The sequence below is a fragment of the Enterobacter sp. JBIWA003 genome (assembly GCF_019968825.1).
GTDB classification, from domain to species: domain Bacteria; phylum Pseudomonadota; class Gammaproteobacteria; order Enterobacterales; family Enterobacteriaceae; genus Enterobacter; species Enterobacter quasiroggenkampii.
The window spans coordinates 4,021,925-4,037,415 of record NZ_CP074170.1 but is presented as its reverse complement, the minus strand read 5'-3'; the positions used below and the strand labels follow the sequence as shown (position 1 = coordinate 4,037,415).

The 15,491-nt window shown below is 58.1% G+C and carries 9 protein-coding genes and 3 tRNA genes; 6 read left to right on the top strand and 6 right to left on the bottom strand.

Features of this window, described 5'->3' with window-relative positions; translation table 11 throughout:
• The first annotated feature begins 60 nt into the window (after positions 1 to 60).
• The 3 genes from ptrA to recD are packed head-to-tail and all read left to right on the top strand — an operon-like array spanning position 61 to position 8,299.
• Positions 61 to 2,943 (top strand): pitrilysin, encoded by a 2,883-nt coding sequence (ptrA, locus tag KGP25_RS19440; protein ID WP_063622382.1) that lies wholly within the window; start codon positions 61 to 63, stop codon positions 2,941 to 2,943.
• A complete protein-coding gene (gene recB, locus KGP25_RS19435) occupies positions 2,940 to 6,482 on the top strand; it encodes an exodeoxyribonuclease V subunit beta (protein WP_223539508.1) in 3,543 nt (1,180 codons plus the stop codon). The genes ptrA and recB overlap by 4 nt, the downstream gene beginning before the upstream one ends.
• The gene (gene recD / locus KGP25_RS19430; RefSeq protein WP_223539507.1) at positions 6,479 to 8,299 is read left to right on the top strand and encodes an exodeoxyribonuclease V subunit alpha; all 1,821 of its coding nucleotides are present in this window, start codon (positions 6,479 to 6,481) and stop codon (positions 8,297 to 8,299) included. The genes recB and recD overlap by 4 nt, the downstream gene beginning before the upstream one ends.
• 34 nt (positions 8,300 to 8,333) lie before the next feature.
• On the opposite strand, the gene argA is transcribed toward recD, so the two are convergent.
• Entirely contained in the window at positions 8,334 to 9,665 is a 1,332-nt protein-coding gene (gene argA, locus KGP25_RS19425) for an amino-acid N-acetyltransferase (protein ID WP_223539506.1), read from the bottom strand.
• A gap of 227 nt (positions 9,666 to 9,892) precedes the next feature.
• On the opposite strand from argA, the gene amiC reads away from it, so the two are divergent.
• On the top strand, positions 9,893 to 11,146 hold the full coding sequence (amiC, locus tag KGP25_RS19420) for an N-acetylmuramoyl-L-alanine amidase AmiC (protein ID WP_021242006.1): 1,254 nt from the start codon (positions 9,893 to 9,895) through the stop codon (positions 11,144 to 11,146).
• Positions 11,147 to 11,233: 87 nt separating this feature from the next.
• Here amiC and KGP25_RS19415 read toward each other — a convergent pair.
• The 3 genes from KGP25_RS19415 to KGP25_RS19405 form a co-directional block, all read right to left on the bottom strand.
• Positions 11,234 to 11,310, bottom strand: a tRNA-Met gene (locus KGP25_RS19415).
• A gap of 44 nt (positions 11,311 to 11,354) precedes the next feature.
• A tRNA-Met gene (locus KGP25_RS19410) sits at positions 11,355 to 11,431 on the bottom strand.
• Positions 11,432 to 11,475: 44 nt separating this feature from the next.
• Positions 11,476 to 11,552: transfer RNA gene (locus KGP25_RS19405), tRNA-Met, on the bottom strand.
• A 207-nt stretch (positions 11,553 to 11,759) separates the two neighbouring features.
• Here KGP25_RS19405 and mltA point away from each other — a divergent pair.
• Entirely contained in the window at positions 11,760 to 12,857 is a 1,098-nt protein-coding gene (gene mltA, locus KGP25_RS19400) for a murein transglycosylase A (RefSeq protein WP_021241890.1), read from the top strand.
• Positions 12,858 to 12,932: 75 nt separating this feature from the next.
• Positions 12,933 to 13,739, top strand: coding sequence for a tRNA cyclic N6-threonylcarbamoyladenosine(37) synthase TcdA (tcdA, locus tag KGP25_RS19395; RefSeq protein WP_006811804.1), 807 nt, complete (start codon positions 12,933 to 12,935; stop codon positions 13,737 to 13,739).
• Here tcdA and csdE read toward each other — a convergent pair.
• Both csdE and csdA read right to left on the bottom strand, forming a co-directional pair.
• Entirely contained in the window at positions 13,730 to 14,176 is a 447-nt protein-coding gene (gene csdE, locus KGP25_RS19390; protein ID WP_045908462.1) for a cysteine desulfurase sulfur acceptor subunit CsdE, read from the bottom strand. The two genes, tcdA and csdE, sit on opposite strands and share 10 nt — an antisense overlap.
• Positions 14,176 to 15,381, bottom strand: a complete 1,206-nt coding sequence (gene csdA / locus KGP25_RS19385) for a cysteine desulfurase CsdA (RefSeq protein ID WP_223539505.1) — start codon at positions 15,379 to 15,381, stop codon at positions 14,176 to 14,178. Before csdA ends, csdE begins: the two co-directional genes overlap by 1 nt.
• Positions 15,382 to 15,491: the final 110 nt, after the last annotated feature.

Below are 15,491 nucleotides of genomic sequence, written 5' to 3'. Positions count from 1 at the left end.
AGATGTTGGCGTGTCCAGCAAGCAGTTTGTTAATGATGTAGCCGTGATAAAGAGGTCGTAATGCCAGGCAGCACCTTGTTTAAAGCGTTTGTTTTGTTTATTGCCCTTTGGGCGCCCGTCACTCACGCAGACTCCGGTTGGCAACCCGTTCAGGAAACTATCCGTAAGAGCGAAAAGGATACCCGTCAATATCAGGCTATTCGCCTTGATAACGGGATGACCGTGCTGCTGGTTTCCGACCCGCAGGCGGTGAAATCCCTGTCGGCATTAGTGGTGCCGGTTGGGTCGCTGGAAGATCCTGACGCTCATCCTGGTCTTGCGCACTATCTGGAACATATGACGCTGATGGGGTCAAAAAAATACCCGCAGCCAGATAGCCTGTCCGAATTTCTGAAGATGCATGGCGGCAGCCACAATGCCAGTACGGCGCCGTACCGCACGGCCTTTTATCTCGAAGTTGAAAATGATGCGCTGGAAGGGGCGGTCGATCGCCTCGCTGATTCCATCGCCGCGCCGTTGCTGGATAAAAAATACGCCGAGCGTGAACGCAATGCGGTGAATGCCGAGCTCACCATGGCCCGCACACGAGACGGTATGCGCATGGCGCAGGTCAGCGCCGAAACCATCAACCCTGCGCACCCGGGTTCGCGCTTCTCCGGTGGTAACCTGGAAACCTTGAGCGACAAACCGAACAGCCCGGTGCTGGATGCCCTGCACGCGTTTCGCGATAAATACTACTCCGCCAATCTGATGAAAGCGGTCATCTACAGCAATAAACCGTTGCCAGAGCTGGCAGGCATGGCGGCCAAAACCTTTGGCCGGGTGCCGAATAAAAATATCGACCTGCCGCAAATCACCGTTCCGGTGGTCACTGACGCGCAAAAAGGCATCGTGATCCACTACGTTCCTGCTATGCCGCGTAAAGTGCTGCGCGTGGAATTCCGCATTGATAACAATACGGCGCAGTTTCGCAGTAAAACCGATGAGCTGGTCACCTACCTGATTGGTAACCGTAGCCCGGGTACGCTGTCTGACTGGCTGCAAAAGCAGGGGCTGGCGGAAGGCATTCGCGCCGACTCCGATCCGGTTGTGAACGGCAATAGCGGCGTGCTGGCGATCTCCGCGACCCTGACTGACAAGGGACAGGCCAACCGCGATGAAGTCGTGGCGGCTATCTTTAGCTACCTCGCTTTACTGCGCGAAAAAGGCGTCGATAAGCGCTATTTTGATGAACTCGCGCACGTGCTGGATCTTGATTTCCGCTACCCGTCCATCACCCGCGACATGGACTATGTGGAGTGGCTGGCGGATACCATGATCCGCGTGCCGGTGGAACATACTCTCGACGCGGTGAATATTGCCGACCGGTACGATGCCGGGGCGGTAAAAGCCCGCCTGGCGATGATGACGCCGGAGAATGCCCGCATCTGGTACATCAGTCCGAACGAACCGCATAACAAGACGGCGTATTTTGTCGATGCCCCTTATCAGGTGGATAAAATCAGCGCTCAGACCTTCGCCGACTGGCAGAAAAAGGCCGGGGAGATTGCGTTGAAGTTGCCGGAGCTGAACCCCTATATTCCGGATGACTTCTCGCTGATCAAAACAACGAAAGATTACCCGCACCCGGAACTCATCATTGATGAGCCAACGCTGCGCGTCGTGTATACCCCAAGCCGCTATTTCGCCAGTGAGCCTAAAGCCGATGTCAGCGTGGTGCTGCGTAACCCGAAAGCCATGAACAGCGCCAAAAATCAGGTGATGTTCGCGCTCAATGACTATCTCGCCGGTATCGCGCTCGATCAGCTTAGCAACCAGGCCGCCGTGGGCGGGATCAGCTTCTCCACCAACGCCAATAACGGTTTGATGCTTAATGCAAACGGCTATACCCAGCGCTTGCCTCAGCTGTTCCAGGCCCTGCTGGAGGGCTACTTCAGCTACACGCCGACGGAAGAGCAGCTTGAGCAGGCTAAATCCTGGTATGCCCAGATGATGGACTCTGCCGAGAAGGGCAAGGCTTACGATCTGGCGCTTATGCCGGCGCAAATGCTGTCACAGGTTCCTTATTTCCAGCGTGAGGATCGCCGCGCGCTGCTGCCTTCCATCTCCTTAAAAGACGTGCTCGCGTACCGCGATGCGCTGAAAAGCAACACGCGTCCGGAGTTCCTGATCGTCGGCAACATGAGTGAGGAGCAGGCCAAAACCCTGGCGGAGAATGTTCGCACTCAGCTCGGCTCTAAAGGCGACGAGTGGTGCCGCAACCAGGACGTGCTGGTTGAGAAAAAACAGAATGTGATTTTTGAAAAGGCGGGCAACAGCACGGATTCCGCGCTGGCCGCGGTCTTTGTGCCAACGGGCTACGATGAATTCGCCAGTTCAGCGCAGAGCGCCGTGCTGGGACAGATTATTCAGCCTTGGTTCTATAACCAGTTACGCACAGAGGAGCAGCTTGGCTACGCGGTGTTTGCCTTCTCCATGAACGTCGGTCGTCAGTGGGGGCTGGGTTTCCTGCTGCAAAGCAGCGATAAACAACCGGCGTATCTCTGGCAGCGTTACCAGGCCTTCTTCCCGCAGGTGGAAGCAAAACTGCGCGCCATGAAGCCGGAAGAGTTTGCCCAGATCCAGCAGGCCGTCATCGCGCAGGTGATGCAGCCGCCGCAGACGCTGGGTGAAGAAGCCTCGCAGCTGAGCAAAGATTTCGATCGCGGTAATCTGAAATTTGATTCGCGTGATAAAGTAGTGGCCGAGATAAAACAGCTGACGCCGCAGAAGGTTGCCGACTTCTTCCATCAGGCGGTCATTAAGCCGCAGGGTATTACCATCCTGTCTCAGGTTTCCGGTAGCCAGAACGGGAAAACGGAGTACGTAAACCCGAAAGGCTGGAAAGTCTGGAAGAGCGTCAGCGCGCTGCAGCAATCTATGCCCTGGAGTAAGAAAGAATGACCGATACCGCTGAGTCCCTTGATCCCTTACGTTTACCTCTGCTGGGTGAACGATTGATTGAAGCCTCAGCGGGAACGGGAAAAACCTTCACCATCGCCGCCCTCTATCTGCGCCTGCTGTTAGGGCTTGGCGGCAACGCTGCTTTTCCACGTCCTTTGAGCGTGGAAGAGCTGCTGGTGGTCACCTTCACCGAGGCCGCTACCGCGGAGCTGCGGGGCCGTATTCGTACCAATATCCACGAGCTGCGCATCGCCTGTCTGCGTCAGAGCACGGATAACCCCCTCTACGCCAGCCTTCTGGAAGAGATTGCCGATATGCAGCAGGCCGCCCAGTGGCTGCTGCTTGCTGAACGGCAGATGGATGAAGCGTCCGTCTTTACCATTCACGGTTTTTGCCAGCGCATGCTGAGCCTGAATGCGTTCGAGTCCGGAATGCTGTTCGAACAGCAGCTTATTGAAGATGAATCCGTGCTTCGCTATCAGGCCTGCGCGGATTTCTGGCGTCGCCACTGCTACCCCTTACAGCGTGATATCGCCGAAGCGGTACATGCGCTCTGGAAAGGCCCGGAAGCGCTGCTGCGCGCGATCGATCGTTATCTGCAGGGGGAAGCGCCGGTCATCAAATCCCCGCCGCCGGCAGATGAAACCCTGGCCTCACGGCATGAAAAAATCATCGCGAAAATTGCGGATATCAAGCAAAAATGGATGGAGTCAGTCGGCGAGATTGACGCCATTATCGAAAATTCCGGGATTGACCGTCGCAAGTTCAACCGCGGCAATCAGGGAAAATGGATCGATAAGATCAGCGCCTGGGCGCAGGAAGAGACGCGGGGCTATCAGCTCCCGGATGCGCTGGAGAAATTCTCCCAACGTTTCCTGGCTGAGCGGACCAAAGCCGATGGCATTGTGCCTGAGCATCCGCTGTTTGTGGCGATTGAAACCCTGCTGGCGGAGCCCCTTACGCTCAACGATCTGATGATCACCCGCGCCATGACCGAAATTCGTGAAGCCGTGGCGCGCGAGAAACGCCGCCGGGGTGAACTGGGTTTCGACGATATGCTGAGCCGCCTGGATGCGGCGCTGTGCAGTGAGAATGGCGAAGCGCTTGCCGCCGCGATTCGCACCCGCTTCCCGGTCGCGATGATTGATGAATTTCAGGACACCGACCCTCAGCAGTACCGCATTTTCCGCCGTATCTGGCGCCAGCAGCCCGACACCGCGCTGCTGTTAATCGGCGATCCGAAACAGGCCATCTACGCCTTCCGCGGCGCGGATATTTTCACCTATATGAAAGCCCGCAGCGAGGTTGACGCGCACTACACGCTCGATACTAACTGGCGCTCCTCTCCCGGCATGGTGGAAAGCGTCAACGCGCTGTTTAGCCGTATGGATACGGCGTTTATGTTCCGGGAGATCCCGTTTCAGCCGGTAAAATTTGCCCCGAAAAATGCCTCGCTGCGCTTCGAGTTTAACGGCGTGACGCAGCCTGCCATGAACTTCTGGCTGCTGGATGGGGAAGGCTGCGGCGTTGCCGACTATCAAAATGCCATGGCCCAGCACTGTGCCGCGCAAATCCGTGACTGGCTCAGTGCCGGGGCGCGGGGTGAGGCGCTGCTGTGGAAGGGGGATAACCCCGCCCCGGTAAAGGCATCGGATATTACGGTTCTGGTGCGCAGCCGTCAGGAGGCCTCATTCATCCGCGACGCCCTGACGTTACTGAATATCCCCTCCGTCTACCTCTCGAACCGTGACAGCGTCTTTGAAACGCTTGAGGCGCAGGAGATGTTATGGCTGCTCCAGGCCGTACTGGCCCCGGAGCGGGAAAGTACATTGCGCAGCGCATTAGCCAGTGCGATGCTCGGACTGAACGCGCGCGATATTGATACCCTCAACAATGACGAAGCCGCGTGGGATGCCGTGGTAGAGGAGTTTGTGCGGTATCGCGAAAAATGGCAGAAGCGCGGCGTGATGGCGATGGTGCGCGAGTTCATGGCTCAGCGCCACATTGCGGAGAATATGCTGGCTACCGCAGGTGGCGAGCGGCGTTTGACCGATATTTTACACATCAGCGAACTCTTGCAGGAAGCGGGTACGCAGCTGGAGAGCGAGCACGCCCTGGTGCGCTGGCTGGCGCAGCAGATTGCCGATCCGAACAGCAATTCCTCCAGCCAGCAGATGCGCCTCGAGAGTGATAAACATCTGGTGCAGATCGTCACCATTCACAAGTCGAAAGGTCTGGAATATCCGCTGGTCTGGCTGCCGTTTATCGCCAATTACCGCGTGCAGGATCAGGCTTTTTACCACGATCGCGAGTCTTTTGAGGCGGTGCTCGATCTCAGCAACGCGGAGTCCAGCGTTGAGCTGGCAGAGGCCGAACGTCTGGCGGAAGATTTACGCCTGCTCTACGTGGCGCTAACCCGCTCGGTCTGGCACTGCAGCCTGGGTGTTGCGCCGCTGTTCCGGCGTCGGGGCGAAAAGAGCGGGGAGAGCGATTTTCATCTGAGCGCGCTGGGGCGGCTTATTCAGCAGGGTGAACCCAAAGACGCGGCGGGCCTGCGCCAGTGCATCGAATCCCTATGCTCTGAGCATGTTGCCCTGCATATTCCTTCGCTGCCCGACAACAGCCGCTGGCACATGCCGGAGCCGCACGAGTCAGATCTCCATGCCCGTCGGGTGGTACGCACGATTGCGGACGACTGGCGCGTGACCAGCTACTCCGGCTTACAGCAGCACGGGCAGAGTATTGCGCAGGATCTGATGCCAAAACTGGACGTGGATGCCGCAGGCGCCGGTAGCGTACCCGTTGAGCCGGTGCTGACGCCGCACCAGTTCCCGCGCGGCGCCTCGCCGGGCACGTTTTTGCACAGCCTGTTTGAAGAACTGGATTTTACCCAGCCGGTTTCCGAAGAGTGGGTGCTAAAGATGTTACAGAGCGGTGGTTACGACGCGCAATGGCAGCCGGTTCTCACCGACTGGATCCGCGCGGTTCTGCATGCTCCGCTCACCGCGCAGGGGATCTCGCTTAGCCAGTTGACCGCCAAAGATAAGCAGGTGGAGATGGAGTTTTACCTCCCCATCGCCAGCCCGCTCAGGGCCGAGGCGCTTGATGCGTTGATCCGCGAGTACGATCCGTTATCCGCCGGATGCCCGCCGCTGAACTTCCGCCAGGTGCAGGGGATGCTAAAAGGCTTTATCGACCTTGTTTTCCGCCACGAAGGGCGCTACTACCTGCTGGATTACAAATCGAACTGGCTGGGCGAAAACAGCGAAGCCTATACCCAACAGGCGATGGCGTCGGCTATGCAAATGCATCGCTACGATCTGCAGTACCAGCTTTATACCCTGGCGCTGCACCGTTACCTGCGCCATCGTATTGCCGATTACCGTTACGACGCGCATTTTGGCGGCGTGATTTACCTGTTCTTGCGCGGCGTGGATGCCAACGACCCACGTTCCGGCGTCTTTAGCACGCGTCCGGCTGTGGAACTGATTGAAAAAATGGATAACCTGTTTGCTGCAGGCACGGAGGAGGTGGCATGACGATGCAGGCGCTACTGCTGGACGCCGTTGAACAACGATTACTGCGCCACCTGGACGTGCAGTTTGCCATGATGGTGGCAGGCGAGGAGCCTGCCGTCATGCTTGCCGCCGCCATTCTGAGCAAAGACGCTGGGGAGGGGCACGTATGTCTGCCGCTGTCGCGTCTGGCGGTGGATGAGAAAATGCCTCCGGCTTTACAGGCGTGTTTCGCGCTGCTGGGTGACGCCGTGGACTGGCAGGCGATACTACTCCGTTCGCCTGCCGTGAGCGGAGCCGATACCGGGACGCCAATGATTCTGGTCGGCGAGCGTTTGTATCTTAACCGGCTGTGGCGTAACGAACTGACGGTGGCGCGCTTTTTCAGCGAGACCAACGCCCCGCTTCCCTGCGATGAAACGCGCCTCCGGCAAACGCTGGATACGCTGTTTTCCTCTGACGAGGCGACAGACTGGCAGAAAGTGGCGGCAGCCGTGGCCTTAACGCGACGGATCTCGGTGATTTCAGGCGGTCCGGGCACCGGGAAAACGACCACCGTGGCAAAACTGCTTGCCGCGCTGATTCAGCTCTCGGGTGAGCAAAAGTGCCGTATTCGCCTGGCGGCCCCCACCGGTAAAGCGGCGGCGCGTCTGACGGAGTCGCTGGGCGGCGCGTTGCAAAAGCTGCCGCTTACCCGGGAGCAGCTTGCGCTTTTCCCCAACGAAGCCAGCACGCTGCACCGTTTGCTTGGCGCTCAGCCAGGTAGCCAGCGTCTGCGCTACCATGCCGGTAATCCGCTGCATCTTGACGTGCTGGTGGTGGATGAAGCGTCGATGATTGACCTGACGATGATGTCGCGTTTGATTGATGCGCTACCGCCGCACGCGCGCGTCATTTTTCTCGGCGATCGTGACCAGCTTGCCTCCGTGGAGGCGGGGGCCGTACTGGGCGATATCTGCACCTATGCCAGCCTGGGGTATACCGCTGAACGCGCCCAGGAGCTCGCCCGTCTCACCGGATGTACGCTCACCTCTGAAAGCCACTCGCTTGCGGGCGCGCTGCGCGACAGCCTGTGTCTGCTGCAGAAAAGCTACCGTTTCGGCAGCGATTCCGGCATCGGCCAGCTTGCGGCGGCCGTAAACCGGGGAGACAGGCACGCCACCTCCGCGGTGTTTGCCGGAACCTTTACGGATATTGAGAAAAAATCGCTGGAAAGCGGAGAGGCGTATCAGGCGATGCTGGATGATGCCCTGCAAGGGTATCAGCACTTTCTGACGGGGGTACAACAGCAGCGTCCGCCGGAGCAGGTCATTGCCGCGTTTGGTGAATATCAGCTGCTCTGTGCGCTGAGGGAAGGTCCCTTTGGCGTCCGGGGCCTGAACGACAGGCTTGAACAGCTGCTGGCGCAAAAACGCAAAATTAACCGTACCCCGCACTCGCGCTGGTATGAAGGGCGGCCGGTGATGATTTCCCGCAACGACAGCGCGCTGGGGCTCTTTAACGGGGACATCGGGATTGCGCTCGACTGCGGCCAGGGGCTGCGCGTCTGGTTCCAGATGCCGGACGGGAGCGTGAAGTCTTTCCAGCCCAGCCGTTTGCCCGAGCATGAAACCGCCTGGGCGATGACGGTGCATAAATCCCAGGGGTCCGAGTTTAACCACGCGGCGCTGATCCTGCCCACGCAGCTTTCCCCCGTCATTACCCGCGAGCTGATCTATACCGCCATTACGCGCGCGCGTCAGCGCCTGTCGCTGTATACCGATGAACGCGTGCTGGTGCAGGCGATAGCCACCCGCACGGAACGCCGAAGCGGGCTGGGCGCGATATTTGAGTCCCTCTGAACGAACGCCCTCGCCGGACGGTGAGGGCGTCGTATCATCCCAGGTCTGCCATCAGCACTTTTGAACGGCGCTGATAGTTGTACATCTCTTTCTTCGTTTCTGGCAGGGAATCAATATCCACCGGCGTGAACCCGCGCTCCTGGAACCAGTGAATGCTGCGCGTCGTCAGGACGAACAGCTTGCTCAGCCCCATCTGGCGCGCCTGTGCCGCCACGCGTTCAAGCAGCATTTCACCGCGTGAAGAGCTACGGTAATCAGGATGCACCGCCACGCAGGCCATTTCACCGATCTTCTCTTCCGGGAACGGATAGAGCGCGGCGCAGGCGATGGTCAGGTTATCGCGCTGAATAATGGTGAATTTGTCGATCTCCATCTCCAGCTGCTCGCGTGAACGACGCACCAGAATACCCTGCTGTTCCAGCGGGCGGATCAGTTCCAGAATACCGCCGATATCGTTGATGGTGGCGCGGCGTATCTGCTCCGCGCTCTCCATGACAATCTGCGTACCAATACCGTCGCGGGAGAACAACTCCTGCAGCAGGGCGCCATCTTCCTGATAGCTGATCAGGTGGCTACGGCGCACGCCGCTGCGGCAGGCCTTCACGGCGCCACGCAGGAAGCGGACGGTGCCGGAGTAGTAATCGCCTTCGGCTTCCAGCTCCTCCACGCGGGCCTGGGCTTCATTCGGGAAGAGTTCCGGCACGATCGTTCCTTCATCGTTCACGACCCCCTGGGAGGAGCAGAACCCAATCATTTTTTCCGCCTTCAGCTTGATCGCCAGCTGCGTGGCGATCTCTTCTGAGGTGAGGTTAAAGCTTTCGCCGGTCACCGAAACGGCGACCGGGCCCATCAGGACGATGGCTCCGCTGTCCAGCTGGCGGTGTATGGCTTCTTCATCAATACGACGAATGCGGCCGCTGTGGCAGTAATCCACGCCATCGTCCACGCCGAGCGGCTGGGCAATGATGAAGTTGCCGCTCACGACGTTGATATGCGCGCCCTGCAGCGGCGTGTTGTTCAGGCTCATGGACAGGCGAGCGGTAATATCCAGCTGCAGCAGACCCGCCGCCTGCTTCACCAGCTCAAGGGTTTTGGCATCGGTGACGCGGGTATGCTTGTGGTAAATCGGCTCGTGGTGGTGAGCGGCCAGGTTGGCGTCGATCTGCGGGCGCGCGCCATAGACCACCACCAGGCGGATCCCCAGGCTGTGCAGCAGGCCAATGTCATTGACGATGCTGGAAAAATTTTCATGCTCAATGGCTTCGCCGCCAAGCATGATGACAAACGTTTTTCCCCGATGGGCGTTGATATAGGGAACAGAATGGCGGAATCCCTGGACCAGTTCGGTTCTACGTTCCTTCACCATGGCACAACCCTTAATGAATGTTTATTCGTAATTTCTGTATTTTTATTCGATTGTGGCCGCGTGTGCAAGCGCAAATTTTCCGCGACCCACAGAAAATGATAAGTAATCCGTGCGTTAGCGTATGATTGTTTACCCTTTTATAGATGACAGTTTATGCGTCATTCGTTAAAGTTTTCGGTCAATCTGGACATTTTGTATATCAGTCAGTGTTCTTGCTCGGGAGAAGCATGTCGGGATCCAATTCAGCAATAAGCCGCCGCCGTTTGTTAAAAGGGGCCGGGGCAATGTGGTTGCTTAGCGTCAGTCAGGTCGGTCTTGCCGCCACCAGTCAGGTCGTGGCGGTGCGCGTCTGGCCATCGTCGACCTATACGCGCGTGACGGTCGAATCCAATCGCGTGCTGAAATATAAGCAATTTGCCCTCAGCAACCCGGAACGTGTGGTGGTGGATCTCGAAGGCGTTAACCTCAACTCCGTGCTGAAAGGGATGGCGGCGCAGATCCGCGGCGACGATCCGTTTATTAAATCGGCGCGCGTCGGGCAGTTCGATCCGCAAACCGTGCGCATGGTGTTTGAATTGAAGCAGAACGTGAAGCCGCAGCTGTTTGCCCTGGCGCCTGTCGCGACGTTCAAAGAGCGCCTCGTCATGGATCTCTACCCGGCCAATGCGACGGATATTCAGGATCCGCTTCTCGCTCTGCTGGAGGACTACAACAAGGGCGATCTGCAGCGTCAGGTTCCGCCGGCGCAAAGCGGTCCGCAGCCGGGGAAAGCAGGGCGCGATCGTCCGATTGTGATCATGCTCGATCCAGGCCACGGCGGCGAAGACTCCGGTGCGGTGGGGAAATACCGCACGCGTGAAAAAGACGTGGTTCTGCAAATTGCCCGTCGTCTGAAGGCGCTGATTGATAAAGAAGGCAACATGCGCGCCTATATGACGCGTAATGAAGACGTCTTTATTCCGCTGAAGGTCAGGGTGGCGAAAGCGCAGAAGCAGCGTGCAGATTTGTTCGTCTCGATCCATGCGGATGCGTTTACCAGCCGTCAGCCAAGCGGCTCGTCGGTGTTTGCGCTCTCAACCAAAGGCGCAACCAGTACCGCCGCGCGATACCTGGCGGACACTCAGAACGCCTCGGACCTGATCGGTGGCGTGAGCAAAAGCGGCGATCGCTACGTCGACCACACCATGTTCGATATGGTGCAGTCGCTGACCATTAACGACAGCCTGAAGTTTGGTAAAGCGGTGCTGGGCAAGCTGGGCAACATCAATAAGCTGCATAAGAACAGCGTTGAACAGGCCGGATTTGCGGTACTCAAGGCGCCGGATATCCCGTCCATCCTCGTTGAAACCGCGTTTATCAGTAACGTGGAAGAGGAGCGTAAGCTCAAGACGGCAAAATTCCAGCAGGAAGTGGCGGAGTCGATTCTGGCAGGGATTCGTGCGTATTTCTCTGACGGGGCGACGCTGGCTCGGCGCGGGTAGATCTTTTGGCCGGGTTTACGCCCGGCAAATTCACAAACGACAGATACAAAAAAACACCCTTAAGGGTGTTTATTGTTTTAGAAGTGTTGGTTGCGGGGGCCGGATTTGAACCGACGACCTTCGGGTTATGAGCCCGACGAGCTACCAGGCTGCTCCACCCCGCGTCCGTCTTTCTACTCTTGTAGAAGCTTACTTCTTCAAATTTGATTGGTTGCGGGGGCCGGATTTGAACCGACGACCTTCGGGTTATGAGCCCGACGAGCTACCAGGCTGCTCCACCCCGCGTCCGTCTTTCTACTGTCGTAGAAGATACTTCATCAAATTTTAATTGGTTGCGGGGGCCGGATTTGAACCGACGACCTTCGGGTTATGAGCCCGACGAGCTACCAGGCTGCTCCACCCCGCGTCCGTGGATGCGCACTATACTCGGATAGGTTTGTGATGCAACCCCTTTTTCACATTTATCATGATTTTGTATGCAAATTGAACGACATGGCGCTGTTTGGACTATTTTTGCGCAAAATTTGCCAAAGGGCATGCGATCGCATTTCATTAGCCCTGGCGGTTTGTTATCTTCATCACGCGGAAATGGGCAACTTAAAGACGAGACAGAATGAAAGGACGTTGGGCGAAGTATCTGATGGCGGGCGCAATGGTAGCGATTCTTGCGGCCTGTTCTTCCAAACCGACCGATCGCGGTCAACAGTATAAAGACGGGAAGTTATCCCAGCCTTTCTCTTTAGTTAATCAGCCTGATGCTGTCGGCGCACCGATTAATGCCGGTGATTTCTCCGAGCAGGTCTACCAGATCCGCAACGCGTCACCGCGTTTATATAGCGCACAGAATAACGTTTATAGCGCGGTACAGGACTGGCTGCGGGCGGGCGGCGATACGCGCAACATGCGCCAGTTTGGTATCGACGCCTGGCAGATGGAAGGGGCCGATAACTACGGCAACGTTCAGTTTACCGGCTACTACACCCCGGTTATCCAGGCGCGACACACGCGTCAGGGCGAATTCCAGTACCCTATCTACCGTATGCCGCCAAAACGCGGTCGTCTGCCGTCGCGCGCCGAAATCTACGCCGGTGCGCTGAGTGAAAATTACGTTCTGGCCTACAGCAACTCCCTGATGGATAACTTCATCATGGACGTTCAGGGCAGCGGCTACATTGATTTTGGCGACGGTTCACCGCTTAACTTCTTCAGCTATTCCGGTAAAAACGGCCACGCCTATCGCAGTATTGGCAAGGTGCTGATCGACCGCGGCGAAGTGAAGAAAGAAGACATGTCGATGCAGGCGATCCGCGAGTGGGGTGAAAAGCACAGCGAGGCCGAGGTGCGTGAGCTGCTGGAGCAGAACCCGTCGTTTGTCTTCTTTAAACCGCAAAACTTCGCGCCGGTGAAAGGGGCGAGCGCGGTACCGCTGATTGGCCGTGCGTCGGTAGCATCGGATCGTTCGATTATTCCTGCGGGCACCACGCTGCTGGCAGAGGTCCCGCTGCTGGACAACAATGGCAAGTTCAACGGCCAGTATGAGCTGCGTCTGATGGTGGCGCTGGACGTCGGCGGCGCGATCAAAGGTCAGCACTTCGATATCTATCAGGGCATTGGCCCGGATGCAGGCCACCGTGCAGGCTGGTATAACCACTACGGACGCGTGTGGGTACTGAAGGCCGCACCGGGTGCCGGAAACGTATTCAGCGGCTGATTGTGGTATTCTGAGCGCAATACGGATTACTGTTCAGGGTGAGGAGAACCTCACCCTTTTTACATCTGAGGTGTTATGTCTGTGGTAATCAGCGATGCCTGGCGCCAGCGTTTTGGCGGCACGGCACGTCTCTATGGTGAAAAAGCCCTGCAGCTGTTTGCGGATGCGCATGTCTGCGTCGTGGGCATTGGTGGTGTGGGGTCGTGGGCCGCAGAAGCGCTGGCGAGAACCGGTATTGGCGCAATCACGCTGATTGATATGGATGACGTGTGCGTCACCAACACCAACCGTCAAATCCACGCCCTGCGTGATAACGTCGGCCTGGCAAAATCTGAGGTCATGGCGGAGCGCATCCGTTTGATCAACCCGGAGTGCCGCGTGACGGTGATCGACGACTTTGTGACGGCAGATAACGTCGCGGAGTACATGAGCAAAGGCTACAGCTATGTGATTGACGCCATCGACAGCGTGCGTCCAAAAGCCGCGCTGATCGCCTACTGTCGTCGTTACAAGGTCCCACTGGTGACGACCGGCGGCGCGGGCGGGCAAATCGATCCGACGCAGATCCAGGTGGCCGATCTGGCGAAAACCATTCAGGATCCTCTTGCCGCCAAGTTGCGTGAACGCCTGAAAAGCGACTTTAATGTTGTGAAAAACAGCAAAGGCAAGCTGGGCGTTGACTGCGTGTTCTCGACCGAAGCGCTGGTCTACCCGCAGGCGGATGGCTCCGTGTGTGCGATGAAAAGCACGGCGGAAGGGCCAAAAAGAATGGATTGTGCCTCAGGCTTTGGCGCGGCCACCATGGTGACCGCTTCCTTCGGCTTTGTGGCGGTGTCTCACGCCCTGAAGAAGATGATGGCGAAGGCGGAACGTCAGGCTTGAGCCTGACGGGCGGCGTCCAGTACCGCGTCGCTGAGCGCGATCAACCCCTGACCGCGCGAGGCACTGAGCTGCGCGCGCAGCCCCAGCTCATCAAATAACGCCAGCGGCGAGTGCGCCAGCAGTTCCGCCGCGCTTTTCCCTTCCACTGCCGTCAACAATACGGCCAGCAGGCCCCGAACGATGCGGCCTTCGCTGTCGCCGAAGAAGTGCAGCTTCTCGCCGGACACGCTTACGCCCAGCCAGACGCGGTTTTCACAGCCAGCGATCTCTTTCGCCTGCGCCTTGAGATCGTCAGAGAGGGTCGGTAATTGCTTACCAAGAAGAATCAGCTGGCGATATTTATCTTCCCACTGTGAAAGCGGGGCAAAGGTCTGTTTTAACGTCTCTTCAGTGATGACGGTGCCAAACGGATGTCCGGCTAAAGCAGCGTGAGTCATTAATCCACCAGTATTTCAAGCGCGCGGTCAACGGCAGCGACCAGCGCGTCAACATCGCTTTGTGTGTTATAGGGCGCGAACGAGGCACGCAGCGTACCGCTCACGCCGAGCGCCGCCAGCAGCGGCTGCGCGCAGTGCTGCCCGGCGCGCAGGGCGATGCCATACCCGGCCAGCAGCGTCACCATGTCGCTGTGATGCACGCCCGAAAAATCAAAGGCGAGCAGGCTTGAGTCCTGAACGCGGAACGAGCGGAAACCCGGGCGCTTTTTCAGTTCTTCCTCTGCCAGCGTCGCCAGTCCCCGGCTCCAGCTTTCAGCCTGAACAACGTCTTTTTCTGCCAGCCACTCCAGCGCCGCGCTTAGGCCAATGACACCCGCCACGTTCGGCGTACCGGCTTCCAGGCGGTAAGGTACATCCTGCGTTTTGAAACCGTCAAAAGTCACTTCCGTGATCATCTTGCCGCCCCCGAGCCACGGCGTCATTTTTGCCAGCAGTTCCGGCTTGCCGTACAACGCCCCTATACCGGTTGGTCCGTAGAGCTTGTGCCCTGAGAAGGCATAGAAGTCGATATCCAGCGCCTGCACGTCGGCGGGGAAGTGCACCACGCCCTGCGCGCCGTCGACCATCACCACCATCCCGCTGGCATGGGCTATCCGAATAGCCTGAGCCAGGTCCGGGCAACCACCGGTAACGTTGGACATCTGCCCGAGCGCCAGAATGCGGCTGCGGGGGGTAATCAACTCGGGGAGACGGGCCACATCGGGCAGAAGGTCTGCGCCAAGCGGAAGCTTCACCACGCGTGCACCCGTTTGTTCGGCCACCATCAGCCACGGCACCAGGTTGGCGTGATGTTCCGCCTCGCTGACGACGATCTCATCGCCCGGCTGAAGTAGCGGGCGCGCATAGCACTGGGCCACCATATTGATGGCCTCGGTGGTGCCACGCGTCCAGACGATGCTCTTCCCGCTTTCGGCATTGATCAGGTGCGCAACCCGATCGCGCGCCGCTTCATAGCGCGCGGTTAATCGCTGCGCTTCGGCAAACTGGCTGCGATGCACGTTCCCGGCGCTCAGGCTGTAGAACTGCTGCGTGGCGTCAATGACCGCCTGTGGCTTGAGGGCGGTGGCGGCACTGTCCAGATAAATACCGGCATCGGCCAGCGCCGGAAACTGTGCGCGGAACTGCGCAGGACTGAAAGCGTTCATGGGATTCCTCATTTCAATATCACGATCGTCGCGCAATTTCAGCGGCAGGGCAAGGAGGTTGATATCTATCGGAATTGTCTGCTTATCCAGATGACCCCAAAAAAGCAGGT